The sequence below is a fragment of the Marinobacter fuscus genome, from assembly GCF_003007675.1.
Classification (GTDB): Bacteria; Pseudomonadota; Gammaproteobacteria; order Pseudomonadales; family Oleiphilaceae; genus Marinobacter; species Marinobacter fuscus.
On sequence record NZ_PXNP01000103.1, the window covers coordinates 37,047 to 59,899 of the forward strand.

21 protein-coding genes are annotated in these 22,853 nt (G+C 57.9%); 8 read left to right on the forward strand and 13 right to left on the reverse strand.

What is annotated here, in order from left to right; translation table 11 throughout:
• Positions 1–28 precede the first annotated feature (28 nt).
• The 4 genes from C7H09_RS14945 to C7H09_RS14960 all read right to left on the reverse strand — a co-directional run bounded on the left by C7H09_RS14945 (position 29) and on the right by C7H09_RS14960 (position 6,111).
• Positions 29–2,059 (reverse strand): methyl-accepting chemotaxis protein, encoded by a 2,031-nt coding sequence (locus C7H09_RS14945; RefSeq protein ID WP_106764407.1) that lies wholly within the window; start codon positions 2,057–2,059, stop codon positions 29–31.
• A 127-nt stretch (positions 2,060–2,186) separates the two neighbouring features.
• Positions 2,187–3,074, reverse strand: coding sequence for a histidine kinase (locus C7H09_RS14950; RefSeq protein ID WP_106764092.1), 888 nt, complete (start codon positions 3,072–3,074; stop codon positions 2,187–2,189).
• Positions 3,075–3,680 carry a 1,6-anhydro-N-acetylmuramyl-L-alanine amidase AmpD gene (gene ampD, locus C7H09_RS14955; RefSeq protein ID WP_106764409.1) on the reverse strand — a complete coding sequence of 202 codons (606 nt, stop codon included), beginning with the start codon at positions 3,678–3,680 and terminating at the stop codon, positions 3,075–3,077.
• Between the two features lie 73 nt (positions 3,681–3,753).
• The gene (locus C7H09_RS14960) at positions 3,754–6,111 is read right to left on the reverse strand and encodes a DUF1631 domain-containing protein (RefSeq protein WP_106764094.1); all 2,358 of its coding nucleotides are present in this window, start codon (positions 6,109–6,111) and stop codon (positions 3,754–3,756) included.
• A 209-nt stretch (positions 6,112–6,320) separates the two neighbouring features.
• Between C7H09_RS14960 and nadC the strand changes: the two genes are divergently transcribed.
• Positions 6,321–7,175 carry a carboxylating nicotinate-nucleotide diphosphorylase gene (nadC, locus tag C7H09_RS14965; RefSeq protein WP_106764096.1) on the forward strand — a complete coding sequence of 285 codons (855 nt, stop codon included), beginning with the start codon at positions 6,321–6,323 and terminating at the stop codon, positions 7,173–7,175.
• A gap of 2 nt (positions 7,176–7,177) precedes the next feature.
• On the opposite strand, the gene C7H09_RS14970 is transcribed toward nadC, so the two are convergent.
• The 5 genes from C7H09_RS14970 to C7H09_RS14990 are packed head-to-tail and all read right to left on the reverse strand — an operon-like array spanning position 7,178 to position 10,945.
• Positions 7,178–7,519, reverse strand: coding sequence for a YqcC family protein (locus tag C7H09_RS14970; protein ID WP_106764098.1), 342 nt, complete (start codon positions 7,517–7,519; stop codon positions 7,178–7,180).
• A gap of 14 nt (positions 7,520–7,533) precedes the next feature.
• Positions 7,534–8,325: a ParA family protein gene (locus C7H09_RS14975; RefSeq protein WP_106764100.1), complete on the reverse strand. Its 792-nt coding sequence runs from the start codon at positions 8,323–8,325 to the stop codon at positions 7,534–7,536.
• 42 nt (positions 8,326–8,367) lie between these two features.
• The gene (gene hda, locus C7H09_RS14980) at positions 8,368–9,066 is read right to left on the reverse strand and encodes a DnaA regulatory inactivator Hda (RefSeq protein ID WP_106764102.1); all 699 of its coding nucleotides are present in this window, start codon (positions 9,064–9,066) and stop codon (positions 8,368–8,370) included.
• Positions 9,063–9,623 carry a CDP-alcohol phosphatidyltransferase family protein gene (locus C7H09_RS14985; protein WP_106764105.1) on the reverse strand — a complete coding sequence of 187 codons (561 nt, stop codon included), beginning with the start codon at positions 9,621–9,623 and terminating at the stop codon, positions 9,063–9,065. Before C7H09_RS14985 ends, hda begins: the two co-directional genes overlap by 4 nt.
• Before the next feature lie 20 nt (positions 9,624–9,643).
• Positions 9,644–10,945, reverse strand: coding sequence for a DUF2066 domain-containing protein (locus C7H09_RS14990; protein ID WP_106764108.1), 1,302 nt, complete (start codon positions 10,943–10,945; stop codon positions 9,644–9,646).
• A gap of 194 nt (positions 10,946–11,139) precedes the next feature.
• Here C7H09_RS14990 and purM point away from each other — a divergent pair, with 194 nt between their 5' ends.
• The 3 genes from purM (at position 11,140) to C7H09_RS15005 (ending at position 13,678) form a co-directional block, all read left to right on the forward strand.
• Complete coding sequence (purM, locus tag C7H09_RS14995) at positions 11,140–12,204, forward strand: phosphoribosylformylglycinamidine cyclo-ligase (protein ID WP_106764111.1); 1,065 nt, start codon at positions 11,140–11,142, stop codon at positions 12,202–12,204.
• Complete coding sequence (gene purN / locus C7H09_RS15000) at positions 12,201–12,863, forward strand: phosphoribosylglycinamide formyltransferase (protein WP_106764113.1); 663 nt, start codon at positions 12,201–12,203, stop codon at positions 12,861–12,863. Before purM ends, purN begins: the two co-directional genes overlap by 4 nt.
• A gap of 74 nt (positions 12,864–12,937) precedes the next feature.
• Positions 12,938–13,678 carry a DUF3108 domain-containing protein gene (locus C7H09_RS15005; RefSeq protein ID WP_106764115.1) on the forward strand — a complete coding sequence of 247 codons (741 nt, stop codon included), beginning with the start codon at positions 12,938–12,940 and terminating at the stop codon, positions 13,676–13,678.
• A 26-nt stretch (positions 13,679–13,704) separates the two neighbouring features.
• On the opposite strand, the gene C7H09_RS15010 is transcribed toward C7H09_RS15005, so the two are convergent.
• From C7H09_RS15010 to apbC, 4 genes are all read right to left on the reverse strand, one after another.
• Positions 13,705–14,982, reverse strand: a complete 1,278-nt coding sequence (locus tag C7H09_RS15010; protein ID WP_106764118.1) for a valine--pyruvate transaminase — start codon at positions 14,980–14,982, stop codon at positions 13,705–13,707.
• Between the two features lie 61 nt (positions 14,983–15,043).
• A complete protein-coding gene (locus tag C7H09_RS15015) occupies positions 15,044–15,643 on the reverse strand; it encodes a YjaG family protein (RefSeq protein ID WP_106764121.1) in 600 nt (199 codons plus the stop codon).
• Complete coding sequence (gene dcd, locus C7H09_RS15020) at positions 15,640–16,206, reverse strand: dCTP deaminase (protein WP_106764124.1); 567 nt, start codon at positions 16,204–16,206, stop codon at positions 15,640–15,642. The genes C7H09_RS15015 and dcd overlap by 4 nt, the downstream gene beginning before the upstream one ends.
• Before the next feature lie 305 nt (positions 16,207–16,511).
• Positions 16,512–17,612 carry an iron-sulfur cluster carrier protein ApbC gene (gene apbC / locus C7H09_RS15025; protein WP_106764126.1) on the reverse strand — a complete coding sequence of 367 codons (1,101 nt, stop codon included), beginning with the start codon at positions 17,610–17,612 and terminating at the stop codon, positions 16,512–16,514.
• 181 nt (positions 17,613–17,793) lie between these two features.
• Here apbC and metG point away from each other — a divergent pair, with 181 nt between their 5' ends.
• The 4 genes from metG to rsxC are packed head-to-tail and all read left to right on the forward strand — an operon-like array spanning position 17,794 to position 22,849.
• Positions 17,794–19,830, forward strand: coding sequence for a methionine--tRNA ligase (gene metG / locus C7H09_RS15030; protein ID WP_106764129.1), 2,037 nt, complete (start codon positions 17,794–17,796; stop codon positions 19,828–19,830).
• 22 nt (positions 19,831–19,852) lie between these two features.
• Positions 19,853–20,434, forward strand: a complete 582-nt coding sequence (gene rsxA / locus C7H09_RS15035; RefSeq protein ID WP_106764131.1) for an electron transport complex subunit RsxA — start codon at positions 19,853–19,855, stop codon at positions 20,432–20,434.
• Between the two features lie 16 nt (positions 20,435–20,450).
• Positions 20,451–21,029 carry an electron transport complex subunit RsxB gene (gene rsxB, locus C7H09_RS15040; protein WP_106764133.1) on the forward strand — a complete coding sequence of 193 codons (579 nt, stop codon included), beginning with the start codon at positions 20,451–20,453 and terminating at the stop codon, positions 21,027–21,029.
• A complete protein-coding gene (gene rsxC, locus C7H09_RS15045) occupies positions 21,029–22,849 on the forward strand; it encodes an electron transport complex subunit RsxC (protein ID WP_106764136.1) in 1,821 nt (606 codons plus the stop codon). The genes rsxB and rsxC overlap by 1 nt, the downstream gene beginning before the upstream one ends.
• The last annotated feature ends 4 nt before the right edge of the window (positions 22,850–22,853 follow it).

Sequence of the window (22,853 nt, forward strand, 5' to 3'; positions counted from 1 at the left end):
TTTCCGATTGTTGACGGCCTTCCCGGGTTCACACCCGGAAGGCTTCCACCAGACGCTGCAACGACGCGGTCAGTTCCGACATCTGGCGGGATGAATCCAGGGTGTGACTGGCGTTCTCTTCGGTCTCCCGACCCACATCACTGATTCGCTCTACGTTGGCATTCACGTTATGGGCCACCGCCGACTGCTCCTCGGCAGCCTGGGCAATCTGATGGCTCATATCCACAATTTCGGAAATGCCCGATGCAATTCTGTCCAGCGCTTCGGTAACCTCGCCAGACTTCTGCACTGTCTGCTCGGTGGCATCCCGTGAGCTAGCCATGGCCAACACGGCTTCTTTAACGCCACCCTGCAAGCGCGAAATCATGCCTTCAATTTCTTCAGTCGATTTGTGAGTTCGCTGAGCCAGTGAGCGCACCTCATCGGCGACCACCGCAAAGCCTCTGCCCTGCTCCCCGGCCCTGGCTGCTTCAATGGCCGCATTCAGCGCCAACAGATTGGTTTGTTCCGCAATGGCCTTGATCTCCACCAGCACCTGGCTGATGTTATCGCTGTCGGCACTCACCCGATTCACCACATCCATGGCTCCGGCAATTTCGCTGGCCAAACGGTTAATGGTCGCCACGGTATCCGCTACAACACCTCGCCCCCGCTCAGTATCCTGCTCCGCATTGCCTGCTCTGTCTGCGACCCGGTGGGCGCTCTGAGTTACTTCATTAACAGCCTCCACCATTTGCCCCATGGCTTCGCTGATTTGCCCGGTTTCGTCCATCTGGCGCGCTACCGCACGACTGTTGGCAGCCGCCGTATCGTTCACAGCCACCGCTTGCTGGTCGACATCCGCAGTGGTAGCACCAACAGAGCGAACCAACCGGGCAATACGGTCGGTCATGCTGTTGAATTCGGAAGTGAGCTCGCCCAGTTCGTCCCGGTTACTGAGGGAAATGCGGGTGGTCATATCCCCGGCCGCCACATTGCGTGCCGCCTGACTGAAGCGATTTATAGCGATCCGAACCGACATGAAGAACCCGATATACAGGTAAACCACCACCAGCATCACCAATACCAGTGCTACGATAATCAGCATACGTTGCCGGGTTTCGCTGGCGAGGCGGGTTTCAAGATTGCCCTCGACCACCCGGAAAATACCGTCGGTGAGTGTGTCGAAGTAACCCAATTGGTCAGACACCAGGGCGTCGTAATCCTGCCAGGGTAACTCCAGCCGCATCGGGGTGATAACGTTAGCATCCAGCTCATCCCGAACCGCGGTCAGACTTTCATCTACCCGGGCAACAGCTCCTGCGGAGCCCGCAGCCAGAGCCTGCGACACTTCGGTCGCCCCCGCCAGGGCTGGCGACAGCAAAGTCGCCTGGTTGGTTAGTTGATCGTAGATGCCATTCAGGGTCTCACTGAGAGCGAAGCCGACCTGCCCCTCTACCAGAGCGTATACGCCATAGGCGCGTGCCCGCCCCAGGGTGGCCCGTGCGTCTGGCAGGGTGCCGCTTACCAGGCCAAGAAGAAGTGCGTTTTCACGGGAGTCACTCTGCGCCAGCCCTGAGATTTCAATCGTCGCTGGCAACAGCGTTGTCACTTTCTGGACAAACTCCTGATAATACTTGAACTGCGGATCGATATTGCCCTGATAGCTCTGGTCACTTTTCAACGCAGACCAGGCATTCTGCACCGCTTCAACCTGAGCCCGCCAGGAGCCAGAACCGTCGAAAGAACGCTCGTGCTCCAACAGGTCGGATAACAGGGCATCAATATCGCCTGCGGACTGACTGGCTTTTGCCAGCAAAGCCTGGTCATCCTTGATCACTCCGGGTGCCTGATAATCCCGATAGTTCAAAGAAGCCACCAGCAACCGCTCGACTTTCTCCAGTTCCGCCAGCCCCTCGATACCCCGTGTCATGGTGGCAACCGACTGGTTAAGCCCGGAAATCACCAACCAGGACAACACCAGTATCGGCCCGAGAAACAGAATGCTGATCAGGCTGAACTTGTAAACCATGGGTAGCCGGTTCATCAGAGCTACGGCCGGATTGATAATGTATTTCACGGTGCCCTCTCGCTGACGCAATAGAGTGAATCGTTATTCTTTTATTTGATTATCGCCCGACGCCAAGAAAAATTAATCACTACTTGGTGTTATTCTGTAGATATTTACGCCCTCATTGACGAAATATTTACAGCACCCCGGCAATCACAAGCAGTGCAAAGGCACAAATCCAGACCAACATGCTGCGATTGAGCAGATCCCGGATGGCGCCGAGACTCCGCTCGCCAAAATCCGGCCACTGCTCCGGGTGCAGTTGGGAGAACCGCTCCGGATCCAACGCATAACCGGTTAACGACCCGTTGGCGGAAATCATGAGTACATCCCGGGTTGTCCGGCCAACTCCGGGAAACACCTTGCGAATTTCACGGGACCAGCCCGCGAAATCGCCGGCAATACCAAAGGTGCAGGACAGTAGCCTCACGGGCACCCACCCAACCAGCCTCGCCATGCCCCGATAACGCTCCCTTGCGGCTACCTGCGGCCAGTGTTCAGCCAGAGCCAGAACACCCCTCGCCATCAATGCAGCACCGATACCGCCCAGCGCATACCAGAACACCACCACAAAATAGCGCTCGAAAACTGACAACATAAAAGCGCGGGAAACCGACATATGCATCTGCTCTGGTGACAGCGCCGCCCCCCGTTCAGACGCCGGGAGACGATCCTGGACCTGATGCCAGGCCGCCTGCATGTCGCCCTGTGACCAGGCGCCGGAATAAGCCCGCATCAGACTTTGCCACCCGGGTGCGCCGAGCAGCAGCACCAATACCAGCAACTCCAGAGGATACAGCGCCACCCGCACGCCCGCCGACTGCGCCAAATACACCAGGCCGCCAGCGACTCCTGCAGGCAACAACACATACAGCAGGCCTGCCCGGACATCCCGTTCCCGGCCCGCTTCTACCGTTGCCCGACCATGAAAGAACCGGCGCCAGAGCGCATCGCCATTCAGACGATTCCGGGCATCCAGGTGCCGACGAATCACGTAAGCAATCAGAAACACCACCAGAGCCATTCAGTCCGCCTCCGAAACTTGCAGCCGTTGCCGGAATTCGCGCCAGAGGAACGCAGGACCCGGATCGGTTTTGCGGCCGGGCGCTATATCACTGTGGCCGGTAATCCGCTCAGGAGTTACCTTCGGCCAGGCCTGCATCACAAGCCTTGCCAGAGCGGCCAGGCGTCTATATTGAGCATCGGTGTAAGGAATCTGGTCAGCACCTTCAAGCTCAATCCCAATTGAGTAATCATTACACTCCTCCCGGCCATCGAAACAAGAGCGCCCGGCATGCCAGGCCCTGTCGAGACACCGGACGAACTGGACAACCGACCCGTCACGGCGAATCAGGGCATGGGCAGACACTGTCAGGCTGGCGATGGTCTGGAAATAGGGGTGAGCGTTGGGATCCAACCGATTACAGAAGAAGTGTTCAATGTGCGGGCCGCCAAATTGCTCCGGCGGCAGGCTGATGTTGTGCACCACCAGCAAGGAAATGCCCGCGCCCTCGGGCCTCGGGCCAAAGTTTGGTGACGGGCACCAACGGGCATCGGGAAACAGGCCGGTCTCCCGGAGCGTTTTGACACAATCCCGGCTTTCGCCTGAACTGCCTGGTGCACGGGTTATGGAACTGGTCAAAACACCTCCGATAGCGCCTGTAAGTGATTCATCTGATTGAATCACAAAGCGCTATCGGGTGCTAATCTTTCCGGCTGTGGCGTAGATTATCGATAATGGACTCAAGTGCCCGGTCAAAAATCAGGCCATCGTCCAATATGGTGATGCTACCTTCCTGCAACGCCAGAGCCAGGCCATCCCGGTAATACTCCGCCATTTTTGCTCCACTACGATTAACAAAAATGTACTTGCCGGTGGCCTTGATCACGGCCGCCAACTTACAGCGCAACCGGCTTTCGTCCCGAAGCATCTCTACCCAGGAGCCGACGGTAAGCGATTCAGCTTTTCGCAACCACTCGTCTGAAGGAGCAGCCACCAGTTCATCGCTGGCGGATAAATTTGCCTCATCCGCAATCCCGGGCTCAGTACCGGGCTCGGAAAGTGCTGCCTGAACCACCTCAGGCGCCGGCAATTCTGGCGTATCCGACCGCGCCTCGGCTTTCTCGTCGTTTTTTTCAGGCTCAGGGGCTTCCGTTGCCGTCAATACGGGCTCAGGCGGCTGAGCTCCGGAAACATCCGCGGGCATTCCCTGAAGTTCAGGCATCACCTCTGACAGGGCTTCCTCCGGCGACGGAGCTACCGGTGCGGTTACCAGCCGCTGAAACACATCAACATGGGCCAGTTCAAGGTCACGAATGGCGGCATCCGTGGCAAACGGATCCCAGGAAATTTCCTGAAGCGCCTTGCGAAGATCATCAACAATTTGCGGAATCGCCCGAAGAAGTTCACTACGGGTATCAGCAGAAACCGGTGTCGGATCCACGCTCCAAACCAGCCGCCGCGTCAGATCCTTCGCACTCTCCCACCGGGGACTGCTGTCGCCCTCGCGGAGTACGATCCACTGCAGATACCGGGCCAGAGGCTCACGGAAAACCTGCAAAACAGGATCAGGAATCGCCCGCCCCGCAGTCTCATTATTGATGATGTCCGATGCCGACTTACTGGCGTGCTCCTGCCGGGCGCGGCCTTCTTCAGCATCGCGCAGGCGCTGCTCGACCAGTTCACGCCGGCGGCGATCCAGGTCCATGAAGCGGCTGAAGTCCTGCAGCAATTCTTCAAACAAAGCCACATTGTCGGTGAACTCGTTCAGCACTCGGTTCACCACGTCTTCAATCTTGTCTTTCAGTGCATCCCGGGTACCCGGCTTCTTTTCCGTCCAGCCGATAGCTGCCATCGCCAGCTCGTTCAACAATTTCCGTACCGGATGCCCGCCCCTGTTAAAAAAGCTTCTGTCACTCAGGGCTACTTTCAGAACCGGAATCTGCAGACGACCGATAAGCACCTTCATCACCGGGTCCAGCTGACGGTCTTCCAGAATGAAGTCAAACAGCATAGACACCAGATTGATTACATCGCTGTCGACCTGCCCTACCGACAAACTTGTGCCACCGGTGCTCTGCAGCACCGGCTGCAATTGCTGGCGCAATGGAACCGGCATACCAGCCGACTGCTCCGGCATCGAGCCTTGCAGCTCGCTTAACTTCGCCATCAGGTTCCGGGTATCAATATAGTGGCCCTGACTGACACCAGGACGGGTTTCACCAACCTGTTGCTGGTGCAACAAGGCACTGAGTTCACTGAACGTCGGCGCGTTTCCCGCAGCCTCGTCCAGGCCCAGATCGCTCTCAGGGCCCGGGATTGCCGGGCCCGGCTTCGGGCGCTGGAAATTGGCGCTGGCAGACGCCCCCACGGGAGCCCGTTTCATATCCGGCAAAACACCTTCCGCCACCAGTGTCTTGTTGCACTGATGATAAAAATCACTGAGTTTGTCAACCAGAAGGCGCTCAAACAGCTTGAGCACAACCAGTTTTGCCCGGATCTCGATATCAAGATCCGTGCAGGCCTCTGATACAGCGTTGCACAACACTTCCGGCCCCAGTGGCATCTGGGCATCTGACAATTCCACATCCGGTACCAGATGGCGAATCCGTGCACTCAGCAAACGAACGGGTTCCTGGTACGTAGTACGGAGTCGGTTGGTCAGGTTATCAATTGCAACCTGCTGCTCCAGATCAGAATGGTCAACCAGGCTCAGTGAATCCTGGTCAATTTCTTCAAGTGATCCTTTGGTTTGAGCAGGCTTGAAACTACCCAGCTCATTAAAGGCCTGGCTGACATACTGCAGTACGGCCACCGTCATGGACTTACGGCGCAGGCGAAGCTCCCGCATGGCATCGAAATAGGCGGTCTGATCCTGGTTCGAAGCGGCTCTGTCTGCCAATGCAAACAAACTGTCGTCCGCTTGCTCGAAAAAGCTGGCCAGCACCCCTTTCAAAAGCTGCCCGGAGGCATCACGGAGTCTCACCAACTCGGATGGCAACGCGAACCGGCCAGAGGATTTCTGGCCAGCCAGCCTTACTACCTTGTTATCGTGTGCCATTTATTGAGCTCCAGAACAATGAACCTGATGATACACCTACATCATAAAGGCATGCATCGTCACCTTGTGTCAGAATTTGTCACCTTTTGTGTCAACCAGACCTGGTTCACACTTCGCAGCAATGCATCGGGCATTTGGCGAAATTCCCTGTGACCAGTAGAATCGCAGCACCACACACTTTTCAGTCACTTCCGACCAATGGATACCCCATGATTTCTTCTGAACTGTTGCGTCAGTCGCGCGTTGAATCGGTTGCCCAGAGCTTGCGTGAAGATATCGGTGATGGCGACATTACCGCCATGCTGATTCCCGCCGACAAACAGGCGAGCGGTCGGGTGATCACCCGTGAGAAGGCTCGTCTGGCGGGGCGTGACTGGGTGGAGGAAGTTTTCCGGCAAACCGACCCCTCGGTTCAGCTTCACTGGCACTTCCGCGACGGTGATGACGTTCCGGCCAACGACGTTATCTTCACCATGGCAGGCGCCGCCCGCTCACTGCTAACCGCCGAGCGTACCGCGCTGAACTGGCTGCAGACCCTTTCCGGCGTAGCGACCAGTTGCAGCAACTACGCTCGTCGCGTTGCCCACACCAATGTCCGCCTTCTGGATACCCGGAAGACCCTGCCAGGCTTGCGACTGGCACAGAAATACGCGGTCAGTTGCGGCAACTGTGACAATCACCGGCTGGGCTTGTGGGATGCGTTCCTGATCAAGGAAAACCACATTGCCGCCTGCGGCTCTATTGCGGCTGCTGTTGCCGAAGCCAGGCGAATCGCCCCCGGCAAACCGGTGGAAGTGGAAACCGAAACCCTGAACGAACTGGAGCAGGCACTGAACGCTGGCGCCGACGTTATCATGCTGGATGAGTTCTCGCTGGCAGACATGACAACAGCGGTAAAGCAGACAGCGGGGCGCGCCAAGCTCGAAGCATCCGGGGGAATTAACGAGCACACACTGGTTGCTATTGCAGAAACCGGGGTCGACTTTATCTCGATTGGCGCCCTGACCAAAGATGTCAAAGCCATCGACCTGTCAATGCGGCTGGATCACGACACAGCCCACTAGTATTACTGGCCCTCTCCGGTCAGTAACCGATCCATCTCTTCCAGTGCCGCCTGCAATTGGCGGCCAGACTGGGGCAACCCGCGAAAGTGCTCTTCAACCATCGGAGCGATGCCCGATATCGACGGCAGTGGCTCCCCGGCTTCTACCATCATGGCCATACGCTCCAGAAACACAAACTGCAGCCACTGGGGAAAGGTCATGGTGTCAATACAGAACGGCTGGGTGCTCTGGAATGCCTCCGGCGCCGGGCGATCCTCCTGCCACAGCTCTAGCCGCCGGAGCTCAATCTCAATGTTCAGCAGGCTATCAGCCACCCGATGAACCTGCCGGGAATCATCACTCATTTTTTAATTCCTTTTCATTCCGCCACCAGCTCCACTGTCTCGCCATGCAGTACCCGATACAAATCCTGGTACTGCTGCGTTAGCGGGTGCTTGGGCGCCATATGAATCAACGGCTGCCGGGCCTGATGAGACTCTTTCATTTTCACGGAACTGGACAGGCGCACCGGCAACATGGGCAGCCCCTCTTCAGTCAGTTCACGAACCAGCTGCCTCGGCAGACTTGCCCTGGGCTGAAACTGGTTGGCGATGATACCTTCCACCACCAACTCTTCGTTGTGATCTTCCTGAAGCTCACGAATCTCGCCCAGAATGCTGTATAGCGCCTGACGGGAAAAGTCGTCGCAATCGAAAGGAATCAGGCAACGCTGAGCGGCAATCAGTGCCGAACGCGTGTAAAAATTCAGGGCTGGCGCGGTATCGATGAAAATTTCATCAAAGCTGTCTCCGAGCTTCTTCAGGAACTCCCTGAGTTTGTATATCTTGTGCTTGGCCTCGAGTTTGCGCTCCAGAAAATCCAGCTCCGGGCTCGATGGCATGACGAACAGATTCTCGAATGGAGAAGAATGGACAAACTCATCCGGGCGGCGATTGAATACGCTGAACGCGACGGTCTGCTCCAGCAGGTCAGCAACCGTATCGCGCAGCCCGGAAGCGGGCACCCCCAGCAGATAATGCGTGGAGTTGCCCTGCGGATCGAGGTCGACCACCAGTGTTCGCTTGCCCCGGGCCGCGCTGATGGCGGCCAGATTACAGGTAATACTGGACTTGCCAACACCGCCCTTTTGATTGAATACCACCCGCCTCATGTCGTCTCCCCAATGGTGCCCAGGTTATTAGAATAATATTTGCTACCACCCCATCACCGTTTTCACGAACGGTATGGTCAAACGTCTTTGTGCCTGCAGCGAGTTCTCATCCAGAGTATCCAGCAAACCCAGAAGGTCGCCCAGCCTGCGCGGTGCCCGGCGCATGATAAAGGTTGCCACATCATCGCTCATGACCAACCCGCGCTGCTCTGCCCTGGCCAGGAGAATCCGCCAGCGATCCTGGTCGCGGTACACTCCCAGCTGCAGAAGCAGGCCGTGGGCAAGACGGGATCCGAGATCGGCCAACCCGAAAGGTAAGGACGCAGGCACCTCAGACATACTGACGACTAACAGGCCCTGTTGATCCAGCACCCGGTTGTAAAGGTGGAAAATGGCTTCCTCCCAATCCGGCTTGCCCGCCACCAGATCCAGGTCATCCAGACAGACCACGTCGTGGTTATCCAGGCCCGCCAGCGCCTCTGGCCCAAACCGCATCAACTCCTCAATACTGATGCACACGGCGGTTTTTGAGGCTCGCTCTGCCTCATGACAGACCGCTTGCAGCAAATGGCTCTTGCCCGTATCCGCATCGCCACACACCACCACCACAGGCAATCCGCCCGGGTTCTGGCAAACCAAAAACAGACGTTCCGCGGAGGCGCGATTGCGATCACCGTGAAAGTTGTCGAACCGGGCATCGTCCCGGAGCTTTACGCCGAGAACCAACTGAGATGCTTTCATGATCGTTTCGCCCTCCAGGCCCGCAAACTCCATATCGCGACGTAATGCCCCCCACTGAATAACGCCGATGCCGCCACCAGCCATATGCCCGTATCAATGACCCACGGCTGCATCGGCCATCCTGCCAGCAGTATGATAATCGCCAGAACCACCATAACCTGTATCAAGGTATTCAACTTGCCCGGAACGGTTGGCTCCATATCAAACCGGCCCACACCGTAATGATACGCCAGTGCTCCCAGCACGATAACCAGATCCCGGCCAGACACCAGCAAAAAGAGCCAGAGCGGCAGCACCCCAGACAAGGCCAGCATCAGATAGGCCGAAATCAGCAACGCTTTATCTGCCAGCGGGTCAGCCACAGCCCCGAGCCGGGAGCGCCAGTGGAACCGGCGCGCAAGAAATCCGTCGAAGGCATCGGTCAGAGCGGCTGCAAAGAAGATAACAAGCGACAGCCGGTAGTTACTGTTAAGCAGTGCCGAAGAAAACGGCACAATCAGCACCAGCCGAAAAAATGTCAGGGCATTGGGAATCCAGCGCCACTGCTTCAGACTCACCGGCCAGCCTCCCCCACCGATCAGTTACGGTTGTCGCCCGAGGCACCAGGTGCTGGCTGCCAACGGTAGTAAAGCACCTCGTAAAGCGATTCGAAGGCCTGCTCGGCGTCCGTCTCGTCTGCGGCCATCATCGGCTGGTAGCTGAATGGGGTCTGCCCTTCAGCGCTACCCTCCTGGCCAGGCGCATCGGCAGCGCCGGAGCCGTCTTCCGGTGCAGTCGAGTTGTCAGCCACACCCGGCTCAGCTGCACCGCCATCTGCTGACGGTATCCGGTTTTCGGCCAACGGCTCCTCAGGCGCCTCAATGGCAACAAATCTGGGATCAAGCGCCAGATACTCTTGCAACTGATCCAGCTCACCCGAAAACGCCACTTCTGCGGTAAGGCGCTCACCGCGCACCCGCGATGCTCCCACTGACACTACCGGTGTCAGGCTCTGGAGCGCACTGGTCACCTGCCCGTAATCGGCCAGGCTGACGACGCCCTCCAGCACAATATCAACCTTGGGAGATTCGCCCGCCTCACCTGCGGTGACCGCGTATCGGCTGGCAAACCGCTCTGTCCAGCGGTCGATCACGGCTCTCGCCAGTAACTCGGGTGTGGCAGCGCTCAGGGATTGCTCGCCATCATTCATGCCCATGCCTTCAAACACCCAGCCCGCACGCCACTGATCTCCCGCACGGCTGATACGAACCAGCGCCAGAGCATCGTGGGGCAGTGTCCCGGAGGCCTGCTGAATGCGGCCAACAAACTGGCCCCAGAGATCCGACAACAGGGTGCGATCACCGGCAAAGTCATCCGGTGGGAAGGCGACCGGCAAACCACGGGTAGCCGCTTCAGCCAACAATAACTGCGCCCACTGATTATCCGCTGACTGGCGAGTGAGCAGCTCACGATTACCCCGCTCTTCAACCGCAACCCAGGACAAGGTCAGCGGGCGGTTTGCGCCCCACACCGGAGCCTGCACAGAGGCCAGGGCACGGTTAACGCCCACGGCGCCAAAACTCATCTGCAACCTGGCCTGACCCGCTTCGCGGATCACCTGATAGGACAACAGCAATGACTCCGCCTGTTCGAGAATCGACTCCACCCCTTCCAGCGCCAAGACCTCCCGGGTTCCGGACACCCTGACCAATACCTGGCCAAGCCCTTCGGCATACCCCCGCCGCAGCTCGCCGGAGGAGGTTCCGCTAACCGGCACATCAACGCTGTATAATCCGGAAACAGTGACTGCACTGGCTGGCACCGAAAGGCTCAGGAAAAAAGCCGCAACCAGTGAGGCAAACAGCCAGCCTGACCCGGATCTGAATACTGATTTGGTCATGAAACACCTTGTCAATCCCATGGTTGGCGCACAGGATACACCATCACCGGAGACGAGAGTAGCAAGGGACTGCAGGGTTACAACGTGGCAACAGTTGCACTGGAATACGGCAGGAATATCAAATCCATTTGGACCGCCCGTGCGCACCTGCTAAAATCCGCCGCTTGACCCACTAGGCCGAATGGTTATTTTCCATGAGCGAACAGAAGCCCTCCCTGACCTACCGCGATGCTGGCGTGAATATTGATGCCGGTAATGACCTTGTTGATCGAATCAAATCAACCGCTGCCCGCACCCGACGCCCGGAGGTGCTTGGCGGTCTGGGCGGATTCGGCGCGATGGTTTCAATTCCCGCCGGTTATAAAGAGCCGGTTCTGGTCTCGGGTACCGACGGTGTGGGCACCAAGTTACGCCTGGCCATGCAACTGCAAAAGCATGACACCATCGGCATCGACCTGGTCGCCATGTGTGTGAACGACCTGGTGGTGGGTGGCGCCGAACCCCTCTTCTTTCTGGATTACTACGCGACCGGCCAGCTGAACGTTGATGTCGCCGCGCAGGTGGTTGAGGGAATCGGAGCAGGCTGCGAGCAGGCAGGCTGCGCACTGGTCGGTGGCGAAACAGCTGAAATGCCAGGCATGTATGAGGGTGAAGACTACGATCTGGCTGGTTTCTGCGTCGGTGTAGTTGAACGCCAGGACGTCATTGACGGCAGCCGCGCCCAGCCGGGTGATGCATTGCTTGCCCTTGGGTCTTCCGGCCCTCACTCCAATGGTTATTCACTGGTTCGCAAGATTATCGAAGTCAGTGGCGCGGATCTGACCCAGCCCATGGGCGACAGCACCCTGGGTGACGCACTTATGGCACCCACCCGTATCTACGTGAAAAACCTGTTGAAGCTGATCCGCGAAGTAGACGTCCGGGCCTTGTCGCATATCACCGGCGGCGGCCTGCCGGAGAATATTCCCCGCGTGCTGCCCAAAGGCACCATTGCGGCCATTGATACCCAGAGCTGGGAGCTACCCCCGGTTTTCCAGTGGCTGCAGAATGCGGGCGGTGTCGCACAAGAAGAAATGTACCGTACGTTCAACTGTGGCATCGGCATGATCGTTTGCGTGCCCGAGGATCAGAAAGCGCTTGCCATTGATACCCTCCAGGCCATGGGCGAAACCGTCTGGCAGGTTGGCATCATGGAATCTTCCGGCAACAGCGAACAGGAGCCCTCAGTACGTTACGCTCCGGGGTTACTGAAGGCATGATGGCAGACCCGGCACCGGTTCCGAAAATTCTGGTTCTGGCCTCCGGCAGTGGAACCAATCTGCAGGCGCTCATCGACAGCACCCGGACGAGAGATTTTCCGGGTGAAATCGTAGCTGTGGGCTGCAACAGGCCCGGCGCATTTGCGCTGGAAAGAGCGGCGCAGGCCAACATCCCGACATTTGTGGTGAATCACAAAGACTTCACTTCCCGGGAAGAATTTGACGCGGCCTTGCTGGCGGAAATTTTACGGCACAACCCCGATGCAGTGGTACTGGCCGGTTTTATGCGCATTCTCACACGGGACTTTGTGCGTGCATTCCGTGGCCGGATGCTGAACATTCACCCCTCACTACTACCGGCTTACACCGGCCTGAACACCCATCAACGGGTGCTGGATGCAGGGGATGCCGTTCACGGCGTGTCGGTGCATTTCGTCACCGAAGAGCTCGACGGCGGCCCGGTTATCGCCCAGGCTGAAGTACCGGTTGCCAGTGGCGATACGGCAGAAAGCCTGGCGGAAAAAGTGCAAAAACAAGAACACACGCTCTATCCGATTGTGGTGCGCTGGCTGTGTGAGGGCCGCATTAGCCTGGATGCCAACGGCGTTTCGTTCGACGGCAAACCTCTGGCCGCTCCCCTCGTGCTTCCTGCTGACTGAACAAACCGTCACTTTTTGCAACGCACCAAACCGCTACACTGGAGAAGGTTCCCGTTCGCCAAAGAGGTTTCAGGATGCATGCAGCCATAATCCGCCCCCCCATCGCCCGGCTACTTGCCGGGCTGATTTTTGCTGTTTTTGCATTCGCAGCCCCGGCCACCGGAGATACAACGCGGGAGCTCACCCCCTATAAAGCCAGCTACAGCGCATCTATTTCCAAGGGTGTCAGCCTGAATGGCGCAGGCGTAAGGGAACTGTCCAGCCAGGACAACGGAGTCTGGCTCTATCAGACAGATGTAAAGTCCTTCATCGCCGATATAGACGAGTCTCTGACCTTTCGCTGGGAGCATGGTCAGGTGATTCCACTCAGGTACAACTACCGGCTGTCCGGTTTTCTGGTCAAGGAGCGCGAGCAGGAAATCCGCTTTGACTGGGAGAAGCGAACCGCCAGCGGCCACTACCGCGGCCGAAAATTTGAGGTGGAGCTGCGGGACAACACGCTCGACCCACTTGGCCTGCAACTTCAACTGCAACAAGACCTGATCGCCGGCAAGCACGAAGTTACCTATCAGGTGCTGGATAAAGGCCGCTTTGACGAGGATCACTTCGCGGTTATTGCCGAAGACACCGAAACACCCGGCACCGACCTGAACCATACTGTGAAGGTTGAAAAGGTTCGGAGCGACGAGTCCAGGCGCCAGACCTTGATGTGGTTCGACCCGAAGCGTGAATACACTCTGGTTCGCCTGCTCCAGATAGAACCCGATGGCAGCGAGTATGAGCTAAAACTGAACAGCGCAAAAATCGCCAGGTAGCAGGCCGCGCCCGGCACTGACCGGCGTTACCGACTCGCGCTGTGACCAGCCCAGATCGCTTTCACTTCATCGGCAATAATCCGCAAGCCCCTGGCCACCTGCTCATCGTCCTGGGAGTAAGTCACCCGCAGGCATTCGTTCCGATGCCGCCAGCCGTCCTCGGGCAGCCCAGGGAAGAAGTAATGGCCGGACACTACCAATACACCGCGGGCCTTCAGGCGCTGATACAACTCCAGGCTTGAGATCGGCAAATCCGGGAACCAGAGCCAGAGGAACATGGCCCCTTCTGGTTTATGCACGTACCAGCGACAGGTGTCTTCGCCCATGGCCTCCTGGAAGGCGGCGACTGCCCGCTGCATCTTGGCCTGATAAAACGGGCACACTACATCCCGGCTCAGGGACAGAATTTCACCGGAGCGCACCAGTGGCTCCGCCAACATGGCGCCAAAACTGCCGGTAGCCAGGTTCATGATCGCGTTGATGCCAGACAACGCCTTGATCACCGGCTCGGCGGCAATCACGATACCGGTTCTTGCCGCTGGCAAGCCCAGCTTGGACAGACTCAGGCAGAGAATAATCTGGTCATTCCAGGTGGGTTTGGCATCCACAAACAGCAAACTTGGAAACGGTGTGCCATAGGCGCCGTCCACGATGAGCGGAATATCGTGCGCCCGGGCCAACTCTTCCAGCCGCGCCAGTTCTTCGTCGGTAATCACGTTGCCGGTAGGGTTGGTGGGGCGCGACACACAGATAGCGCCGGTCTCACCGGTTACTTCCACCGCGTCAAAATCCACCCGATACTTGAACTCGTGGGCATCGGTGAAGGAAATGTCGGGCTGCACCGCGTGGAACAGGTTCTGGTCGATGCCCGCATCAGCGTAACCGATATATTCCGGTGCCAGGGGCAGCAGAATATGCTTGCGCTGGCCTTCGCCGTAATCACCGCCAAACATGTTGAACAGCATGAAAAAGGCCGCCTGGCTGCCGTTGGTCAGCGCAATGTTTTCCGGTTTCAGACCCCAGTCGTACTCCTGATTGAGAAGCTCTGCTAACGCGGCAATGAATTGTTTCTCGCCCTGGGGCGGATCGTAAATCCCCACCAGTCGACGCACCTGCCTCTCATCCGCTGCCATGTCCGCCAGAATACCCTGCACCCGCTGCTGGATTTCGGGAATATGGCCGGGGTTGCCGCCCCCCATCATGATCATATCTTCACCGGAGGCCATGGCATTGCCCAGGTCATCCATCAGGGAAGTAATGCCCGCATCCGCGGTAAATTTTCGACCAAAAGCTGAGAGTTTCATGGTGATTTCCGTTCAGAGTTCGTTCGGGCGATAACAAGGCAGTGTAGCGTGAAGCTGGTATTCAGCCGTCCAGGGAGATGCCCAGGTTGCTGACACCGTCGTTCGCGGCCCCGGCGCGCAATTCCGCGAGGAAGTCTTCGGTGGGAGTGCGCTGTTTTTTCAGGGCAAGCACGGTGTCCCGCTGGAACAGCTTGTCGTCCTTGAGCAAAGGATGGTGCTCGAACAGGTTGATCAGTTCGTTGTCATCGAGGCCTTCACCTTCGGACATTTCAACAAAGTCGGTGACGGTTTTGGTGGCCAATTGGGCGGCGTCTGTGGCCCGGTGCTTGTTCGGATTCAGGCGGTTGAGCAGGGCCTGCTCCAGCAGCTGGCAGAAGTCGAAGGCCGGATAAACACCGTAGGCGTCGTAGTCATCGACACTGGGACTGAGGGCTTCGAGCTTGCTCAGCAACTGGGGAATAGCCGCGTCTTCCGCATCCTTTTGCAGCATATCCCAGGCCAGGTCGAGCAGCTGTCGCATTTTAGCACCGGTTTTCAGGCCAACAGCTTCGGCAAACAGGGCGTAATTGGTAAAGGAGCGTTCAGCCAACGCCAGCAGGAAGGCGCATTCGCGCCAGCCCTGCAGTTGGGATACGGCTTTGAGAAACTGGTTGGCGTTCATGTCCGGGGCAGGGTCACGCCGGTTTGGCCAAGGTACTTGCCACCGCGATCCTTGTAGCTGGTTTCGCACACTTCGTCTGATTCAAAGAACAGCATCTGTGCGACGCCTTCGTTGGCGTAGATTTTCGCTGGCAGGTTGGTGGTGTTGGAGAACTCCAGGGTTACCTGGCCTTCCCACTCGGGCTCCAGCGGGGTGACGTTGACGATGATGCCACAGCGCGCGTAAGTGCTTTTGCCCAGGCAGATGGTGAGTACGTTGCGCGGGATGCGGAAGTATTCGACGGTGCGCGCCAGGGCGAAGCTGTTGGGCGGAATGATGCAGACGTCACCGGTGTAGTTTACGAAGCTGTTTTCGTCGAAGTTTTTCGGGTCGACGGTGGCGCTGTGTACGTTGGTGAAGATTTTGAATTCGTTACTGCAACGTACGTCGTACCCGTAGCTGGAGGTGCCGTAGGAGATGACGCGACCTTTTTCGGTTTCGCGGACTTGCCCGGCCTCGAAGGGCTCGATCATGCCCTGTTGCTCGGACATCCGGCGGATCCACTTGTCGGATTTGATGCTCATAGTGAATTCTCGTTTCCAGCTGGGAAAAATTGGGGCGTAGTTTACCTTGTCGAGTGGTGACTGTCGAAGCCTCGACGCTCTCGCTCTTCGCAGCCTGCGAGCGGAATCAGAAGGAAGTGAGACGCGCCTTCCGAAAAACGCTACTGCAGGTGGCTGCGACATCAGGCCCTTCTGTCCAAAAACCGCTACGAGCACTTCCCTGTGCGCTTCTCTCCGGCCATCCATGGCCTCCGACATTTTTGGACAGAAGGGCCTGACGTCGCGATCCGACAGCGGAGTTTCAGTCCCTTGGCACCTGATCTTGGTTAATGCTCAGTTACGGAAACACTGGAAATCGTCCCACCAAGATTCCGCTCGCGGGTGGACAGTTCCGCCCCCACCCTTCTGGCGATGTCCCGATAGCGTCTTGCCACTTCCGAATCCGGCTCGGATACCACGGTCGGCGCGCCGCTGTCGGTTTGTTCGCGGATGGTCATGTGCAGGGGCAGCTGGCCAAGCAGGCTGGTTTGGTATTCTTCTGCGATACGCTCACCACCACCGCAACCGAACAAGGGCTCTTCATGACCACAGCTGGAGCAGATATGAACGCTCATGTTCTCCACGACACCGAGCACGGGAATGTCGACTTTGCGGAACATTTCGATGCCTTTTTTGCCATCCAGCAAGGCAATGTCCTGGGGCGTGGTAACGATAACGGCGCCAGCCACGGGAACTTTCTGGGCCAGGGTGAGCTGGATGTCGCCGGTGCCCGGGGGCATGTCGATGATCAGGTAGTCGAGCTCATCCCAGAGGCTTTGCTGGAGTAGCTGCATCACGGCACCGCTGACCATGGGGCCACGCCAGACCATGGGGGTTTTGTCGGTGGTCACGAAGGCCATGGACATGGCTTGCAGGCCGTGGGCGGGCATGGGGACGAAGTATTTGTTTTCACGCACGTCCGGACGTTTGCCTTCCGGCACGCCCAGCATCATGCCAACACTGGGGCCGTAGATGTCGGCGTCGAGGATGCCGACCCGGGCGCCTTCGGCGTGCAGGGCCAGAGCCAGGTTAACGGAGGTGGTGGACTTGCCTACGCCGCCTTTGCCCGAGGCAACGGCAATGATGTTTTTCACGCCGGGTATGGCGGGCAGTTCTTTGTTGGTTTTGTAGCTGTGGATTTTCTGGCCAACGTGTACCTCAGCACTTTCCACGCCGTCAACGAACTCCAGAGCGTTGGCCACGATCTGTTTCAGGCCACCCGCGATGCCTCGGGACGGGTATGGCAGTTCAACCATCAGGGTGACTTTACCCTGGTCGTCGGCGCTGAGTTGCTTAACCGCACCCAGTTCATACAAGTCTTTGTTGAGGTAAGGGTCCCGGTATTCTTTCACAGCAGCCTGCAGGGCCTGTTCGGATATCTGGGTCATCGGGGTCTCCGGAATAAGCTGATAAGCTTGAATGCAGGTGAAAAATGATGGTTTGGAAGGTATCATCTGTGGCCGTTTCTGACCATATGGGGTCTTCACCTGGAGCAATCAACACGGGTTTGCTTCCTTTCCCCTCTATTTGGGTCTCCAATCCTGTAAAACGAAAGGTTCGGACATCACCATGACGCAAGCGAGTAAGCAAAAGCGCGATATTCTGGTTACCAGCGCCCTGCCCTATGCCAACGGGCCGATTCACCTGGGGCATTTGCTGGAGTACATTCAGACCGACATCTGGGTGCGCTTCCAGAATATGCGTGGCCACAACTGCTATTACGTTTGCGCAGACGACGCCCACGGAACCGCCATTATGTTGCGGGCAGAGCGCGAGGGTATTACCCCCGAACAACTGATCGACCGCATCCGGCAGGAGCATCAGGAAGACTTTGCGGACTTCCAAATCCGTTTTGACAACTACTATTCCACCCACTCGGAAGAAAACCAGTATTTCTCGGAGTATATCTACCGGCAACTGAAGGACAATGATCACATTGCTACCCGCAAGATCACCCAGTTCTTCGATCCCGAGAAGGAAATGTTTCTGGCGGACCGGTTTATCAAAGGCACCTGTCCGAAATGCAAAACCGAAGACCAGTACGGTGATAACTGCGAGGCCTGTGGCGCCACCTACACACCAGCCGAGCTGATCAATCCGCGTTCTGCAGTATCCGGTGCCACGCCGGTTGAGAAGGAGTCTGAGCACTACTTCTTCAAACTGCCGGAATTTCATGACTTCCTGAGCACCTGGACCCGCAGTGGTGCGCTGCAGCCGCAGGTGGCCAACAAACTGGCAGAGTGGCTGGATGCGGGCCTTCAGGAGTGGGATATCAGCCGCGACGCACCCTATTTCGGCTTCGAGATTCCGGATGCACCGGGCAAATATTTCTATGTCTGGCTGGATGCACCTATTGGTTACCTGGCCAGTTTCAAGAATCTGTGCAACCACGAAGGCATTGATTTCGAACACTACTGGAAGGTGGGTTCCGAAGCTGAGGTGTATCACTTTATCGGCAAGGACATCATCAACTTCCACGCTCTGTTCTGGCCTTCGATGCTGCACAGCGCCGGATTCCGCACGCCAACGGCGGTCTGGGCCCATGGTTTTGTAACGGTGAACGGCAAGAAAATGTCCAAATCCCGGGGCACGTTCATCATGGCCCGCACTTATCTGGATCATCTGAATCCGGAATACCTGCGTTACTATTTTGCCGCCAAGCTGACCGGCGGCGTGGATGATATGGATCTGAACCTGGAAGACTTCGCGGCCCGGGTGAACTCCGATCTGGTAGGTAAAGTGGTCAACATCGCCAGTCGCAGCGCCGGATTCATCACCAAACGCTTTGATGGCAAGCTGGGCAAGGTGACCGAGCAGGCCAAATTGCAGGAATTCATCGAGGCGGGTGAGCAGATCGCCGAATTCTACGAAACCCGCGAATTTGGCCGGGCCATGCGCCGGATTATGGAACTGGCCGATATTGCCAACCAGTACGTCAACGACGAGCAGCCTTGGGTGATTGCCAAGCAGGAAGGCCAGGGCGACAAGCTGCAGGCGATCTGCACCAACGCGATCAATATGTTCCGTCTGCTGATGACCTACCTGGCACCGGTACTGCCGAAAACTGCGGATGCGGCCCAGTCGTTCCTGAACTCCCGGCTGGACTGGAACAATCGCGCCGCGCTGCTGGAAAACCACGGTATCGACAAGTTCAAGCCGCTGATGAGCCGGGTTGAAATGCCCCAGATCGAAAAAATGCTGGAGGCCTCGAAGGAAGAGTTGCCGGCAGCTCAGGGCGACAGCAAACCGGAGGCCGCCAAAAATCTTGAACCCATTGCCGATGAAATCGAGTTTCCGGATTTTGCCAAGGTAGACCTGCGAGTGGTGAAGATCGTTAAGGCAGAGCATGTGGAAGGCGCCGACAAGCTTCTTCGCCTGACTCTTGATGTGGGGCATGGCGAGCGCAATGTGTTTGCTGGTATCAAGTCCGCCTACAAACCGGAGGACTTGGAAGGCCGTATGACCGTTATGGTGGCCAACCTGAAGCCCCGGAAGATGAAGTTTGGTATGTCTGAAGGCATGGTGTTGGCGGCAGGCCCGGGTGGCAAGGACATTTTCATCCTGTCTCCCGACTCCGGCGCCACGCCCGGCATGCGTGTGATGTAAACGGTAGAGGCCAAGACATCCGATGGCAGAGTATTTACTGATTCTGGTCAGCACCATTCTGGTGAACAACTTTGTGCTGGTGCAGTTCCTCGGGCTATGCCCGTTCATGGGGGTCTCCGGCAAGCTGGAAACCGCCATGGGCATGTCACTGGCCACCACCTTTGTGCTGACTCTGTCATCGGTGTGCAGTTATCTGGCTTACACCTACCTGCTGGCACCACTGGATCTGGCTTATCTGAAAACCATCACATTCATTCTGGTGATTGCGGTGGTGGTGCAGTTCACAGAAATGGTGGTGCGCAAGACCAGCCCTCTGTTGTATCGGGTGCTGGGGATTTTCCTGCCGCTGATTACCACCAACTGCGCGGTTCTCGGCGTGGCCCTTCTCAACCTGAACAAGAACAACAACTTTGTGGAATCGGTACTCTACGGCTTTGGCGCTGCCGCCGGTTTTTCGCTGGTGCTGGTGCTGTTTGCGGCCATGCGCGAGCGCATTGCCGTATCGGATGTGCCGGTCGCCTTCCGGGGGGCTGCCATCGGTATGGTCACTGCGGGGCTGATGTCGCTGGCCTTCCTGGGCTTTACCGGCCTGGTAGCGGTCTGACGGAGCAGTTGTTGTTATGTGGATGAGTTTCCTGATTGCCGTTGTGGTTCTGCTGGCCCTGGCACTGGTGTTTGGCGGGCTGCTGGGTTTCGCTTCTGAACGATTCAAAGTCGAAGGCAACCCTCTGGTCGACCAGATCGATTCCCTTCTGCCACAAACCCAGTGTGGCCAGTGCGGCTTTCCCGGCTGCAGGCCTTACGCAGAAGCCATCGCCAACGGCGAAGCTATCAACAAATGCCCGCCCGGTGGCGACGGCACCATCAAATCTCTGGCCGATCTACTGGACGTTGAACCCCAGCCGCTGGACTCCGAGCACGGCGTTGAACAGGCCAAACGGGTGGCGGTGATTCGCGAAGATGAATGCATCGGCTGTACCAAGTGCATCCAGGCCTGCCCGGTTGATGCCATTCTCGGTGCGGCCAAGCACATGCACACCGTCATCGAAAGTGAATGCACCGGCTGCGATCTCTGCGTGGAACCCTGCCCGGTTGACTGCATCGACATGATTACCCTGAAACCCGACATCCGCACCTGGACCTGGACGCCTCCGGAACCCCGGATTATTGCCACCGATCGCAAGGAGGCCAGCGCCTGATGACTCAGCTATGGGACTTTGCGGGGGGCATTCACCCGTCGGAAAACAAACATCAGTCCACCGACCGCCCGGTGCGTAAGGCCGCGCTCCCGGATTTGTTGATCTTGCCTCTACAGCAGCACATTGGCGAGCCAGCCGAGGTGGCTGTCACCATCGGTGACCGGGTTCTGAAAGGCCAGGTGATTGCCGACGTCAGTAACGGCATGGGCGTCCCCGTACACGCACCTACCTCCGGGGTGATTACCGGTATCGAGCAACGTTCGGTGCCGCACCCGTCGGGCATGGCAGACTGGTGCATCCTGTTGCAGCCCGATGGCGAAGAACAGTGGTGCTCGCTGGATCCGGTCAGCGATTACAAGAAGCTGGATCGCAACCAGGTACTGGAGCGCATCCGCCAGGCAGGCATTGCCGGTATGGGTGGCGCTGGCTTTCCCACCGACATCAAGCTTCGCCCACCCAAAGACCGCAAAGTCGACACACTGATTGTGAACGGCGCCGAGTGCGAGCCCTACATCACCGCCGATGACATGACCATGCGCGAGCAGGCGGTGGCGGTGATTTCCGGCCTGCAGGTGATGGCCTGGATTTTGCGGCCGTCCCGCTGTGTGGTCGGCATCGAAGACAATAAGCCCGAAGCCATCGCCGCCATGCGCGAGGCAGTTCAGGGAACCCAGATCGAGATCGCCGTTATCCCCACCAAGTACCCGTCCGGTGGTGAAAAACAGCTGATCCAGATTCTGACTGGCCTGGAAGTGCCCAGCGGTGGCATTCCGGCGGATATCGGGGTGATGTGCCAGAACATCGGCACCGCCGTGGCGGTTGGCCAGGCCATCTTCGAAGGCAAGCCGCTGATCTCACGTATGGTCACCATTACCGGCGATGCAGTGAGTGAACCCGGTAACTTTGAAACCCTTATCGGCACGCCGGTCAGCCAGTTGCTGGAACAGGCAGGGCTACGAGAAGACAAGCTGGATCGCCTGATTCTCGGCGGCCCGATGATGGGCTACACCCTGACCACCGACGCCGTGCCGGTGGTGAAAACCTCCAACTGCGTGATTGCCGTCGCCCACGGCGAGCTGCCGGAACCGCCGCCAGAGCAGGCCTGCATTCGCTGCGGACAATGCGCCCTGGCCTGCCCGATGGAACTGCTGCCGCAACAGCTGTTCTGGTATTCCAAAGCCGCGGAGTTTGAGAAGGCGGAACACCTGAATCTGTTCGACTGCATTGAGTGTGGCGCCTGTTCCTATGTCTGCCCCAGCTCGATTCCGCTGGTGCAGTATTACCGCTTTGCCAAGGGTGAGATTCGCACTCAGCGAGCCGAGCAACTCAAGGCAGACCGGGCCCGGGAGCGCTTTGAAGCCCGTCAGGCGCGGCTGGAGCGGGAACAGCAGGAGAAAGAAGAACGTCGCAAACAGCGGGCCCAGGCCGCAGCCGAGGCCCAGGCGAAGAAACAGGCGGAAGCCGAGCAGGCCGCCGCCCAGGGCGAAGCCACCGACGATCGCGCCGCCAAGGCCGCTCTGGTGCAGCAGGCACTGGAGCGCAAGAAAGCCAAAGCGGCCGCCCAGGCTAAAGAGCAACCGGCGGCACCGCCCGTGGAAGAAATGCCGGACATCGAAGCGCTGGAGAAGCAGCTCACTCAGGCCGAAGCCAAACTTGACACCATGCAAGGCATGCTTGAGGAAGCCAGAACCCAGCAAGCGGATAACGTGGACAAGCTGGAGCGGGCTGTGGCCAAAAATCACGATCGGGTAAATCGGGCCAGGCAGGCGCTGGAGGATGCCCGCAAGCAGGTGGCGGAAGCGCCCGCCTCGTCTCAATAATTCA

What these genes read in the sequence shown, in the direction of transcription:
- metG (WP_106764129.1), top strand. Translation starts at nt 17,794, where the DNA reads ATGACGCAAGCGAGTAAGCAAAAGCGCGATATTCTGGTTACCAGCGCC.
- purN (WP_106764113.1), top strand. Translation starts at nt 12,201, where the DNA reads ATGATGGCAGACCCGGCACCGGTTCCGAAAATTCTGGTTCTGGCCTCC.
- C7H09_RS15010 (WP_106764118.1), bottom strand. Translation starts at nt 14,982, where the DNA reads ATGAAACTCTCAGCTTTTGGTCGAAAATTTACCGCGGATGCGGGCATT.
- rsxB (WP_106764133.1), top strand. Translation starts at nt 20,451, where the DNA reads ATGTGGATGAGTTTCCTGATTGCCGTTGTGGTTCTGCTGGCCCTGGCA.
- hda (WP_106764102.1), bottom strand. Translation starts at nt 9,066, where the DNA reads ATGAAAGCATCTCAGTTGGTTCTCGGCGTAAAGCTCCGGGACGATGCC.
- C7H09_RS14960 (WP_106764094.1), bottom strand. Translation starts at nt 6,111, where the DNA reads ATGGCACACGATAACAAGGTAGTAAGGCTGGCTGGCCAGAAATCCTCT.
- C7H09_RS14975 (WP_106764100.1), bottom strand. Translation starts at nt 8,325, where the DNA reads ATGAGGCGGGTGGTATTCAATCAAAAGGGCGGTGTTGGCAAGTCCAGT.
- C7H09_RS15015 (WP_106764121.1), bottom strand. Translation starts at nt 15,643, where the DNA reads ATGAACGCCAACCAGTTTCTCAAAGCCGTATCCCAACTGCAGGGCTGG.
- purM (WP_106764111.1), top strand. Translation starts at nt 11,140, where the DNA reads ATGAGCGAACAGAAGCCCTCCCTGACCTACCGCGATGCTGGCGTGAAT.
- rsxA (WP_106764131.1), top strand. Translation starts at nt 19,853, where the DNA reads ATGGCAGAGTATTTACTGATTCTGGTCAGCACCATTCTGGTGAACAAC.
- C7H09_RS14950 (WP_106764092.1), bottom strand. Translation starts at nt 3,074, where the DNA reads ATGGCTCTGGTGGTGTTTCTGATTGCTTACGTGATTCGTCGGCACCTG.
- C7H09_RS14970 (WP_106764098.1), bottom strand. Translation starts at nt 7,519, where the DNA reads ATGAGTGATGATTCCCGGCAGGTTCATCGGGTGGCTGATAGCCTGCTG.
- nadC (WP_106764096.1), top strand. Translation starts at nt 6,321, where the DNA reads ATGATTTCTTCTGAACTGTTGCGTCAGTCGCGCGTTGAATCGGTTGCC.
- rsxC (WP_106764136.1), top strand. Translation starts at nt 21,029, where the DNA reads ATGACTCAGCTATGGGACTTTGCGGGGGGCATTCACCCGTCGGAAAAC.
- dcd (WP_106764124.1), bottom strand. Translation starts at nt 16,206, where the DNA reads ATGAGCATCAAATCCGACAAGTGGATCCGCCGGATGTCCGAGCAACAG.
- C7H09_RS14990 (WP_106764108.1), bottom strand. Translation starts at nt 10,945, where the DNA reads ATGACCAAATCAGTATTCAGATCCGGGTCAGGCTGGCTGTTTGCCTCA.
- C7H09_RS15005 (WP_106764115.1), top strand. Translation starts at nt 12,938, where the DNA reads ATGCATGCAGCCATAATCCGCCCCCCCATCGCCCGGCTACTTGCCGGG.
- apbC (WP_106764126.1), bottom strand. Translation starts at nt 17,612, where the DNA reads ATGACCCAGATATCCGAACAGGCCCTGCAGGCTGCTGTGAAAGAATAC.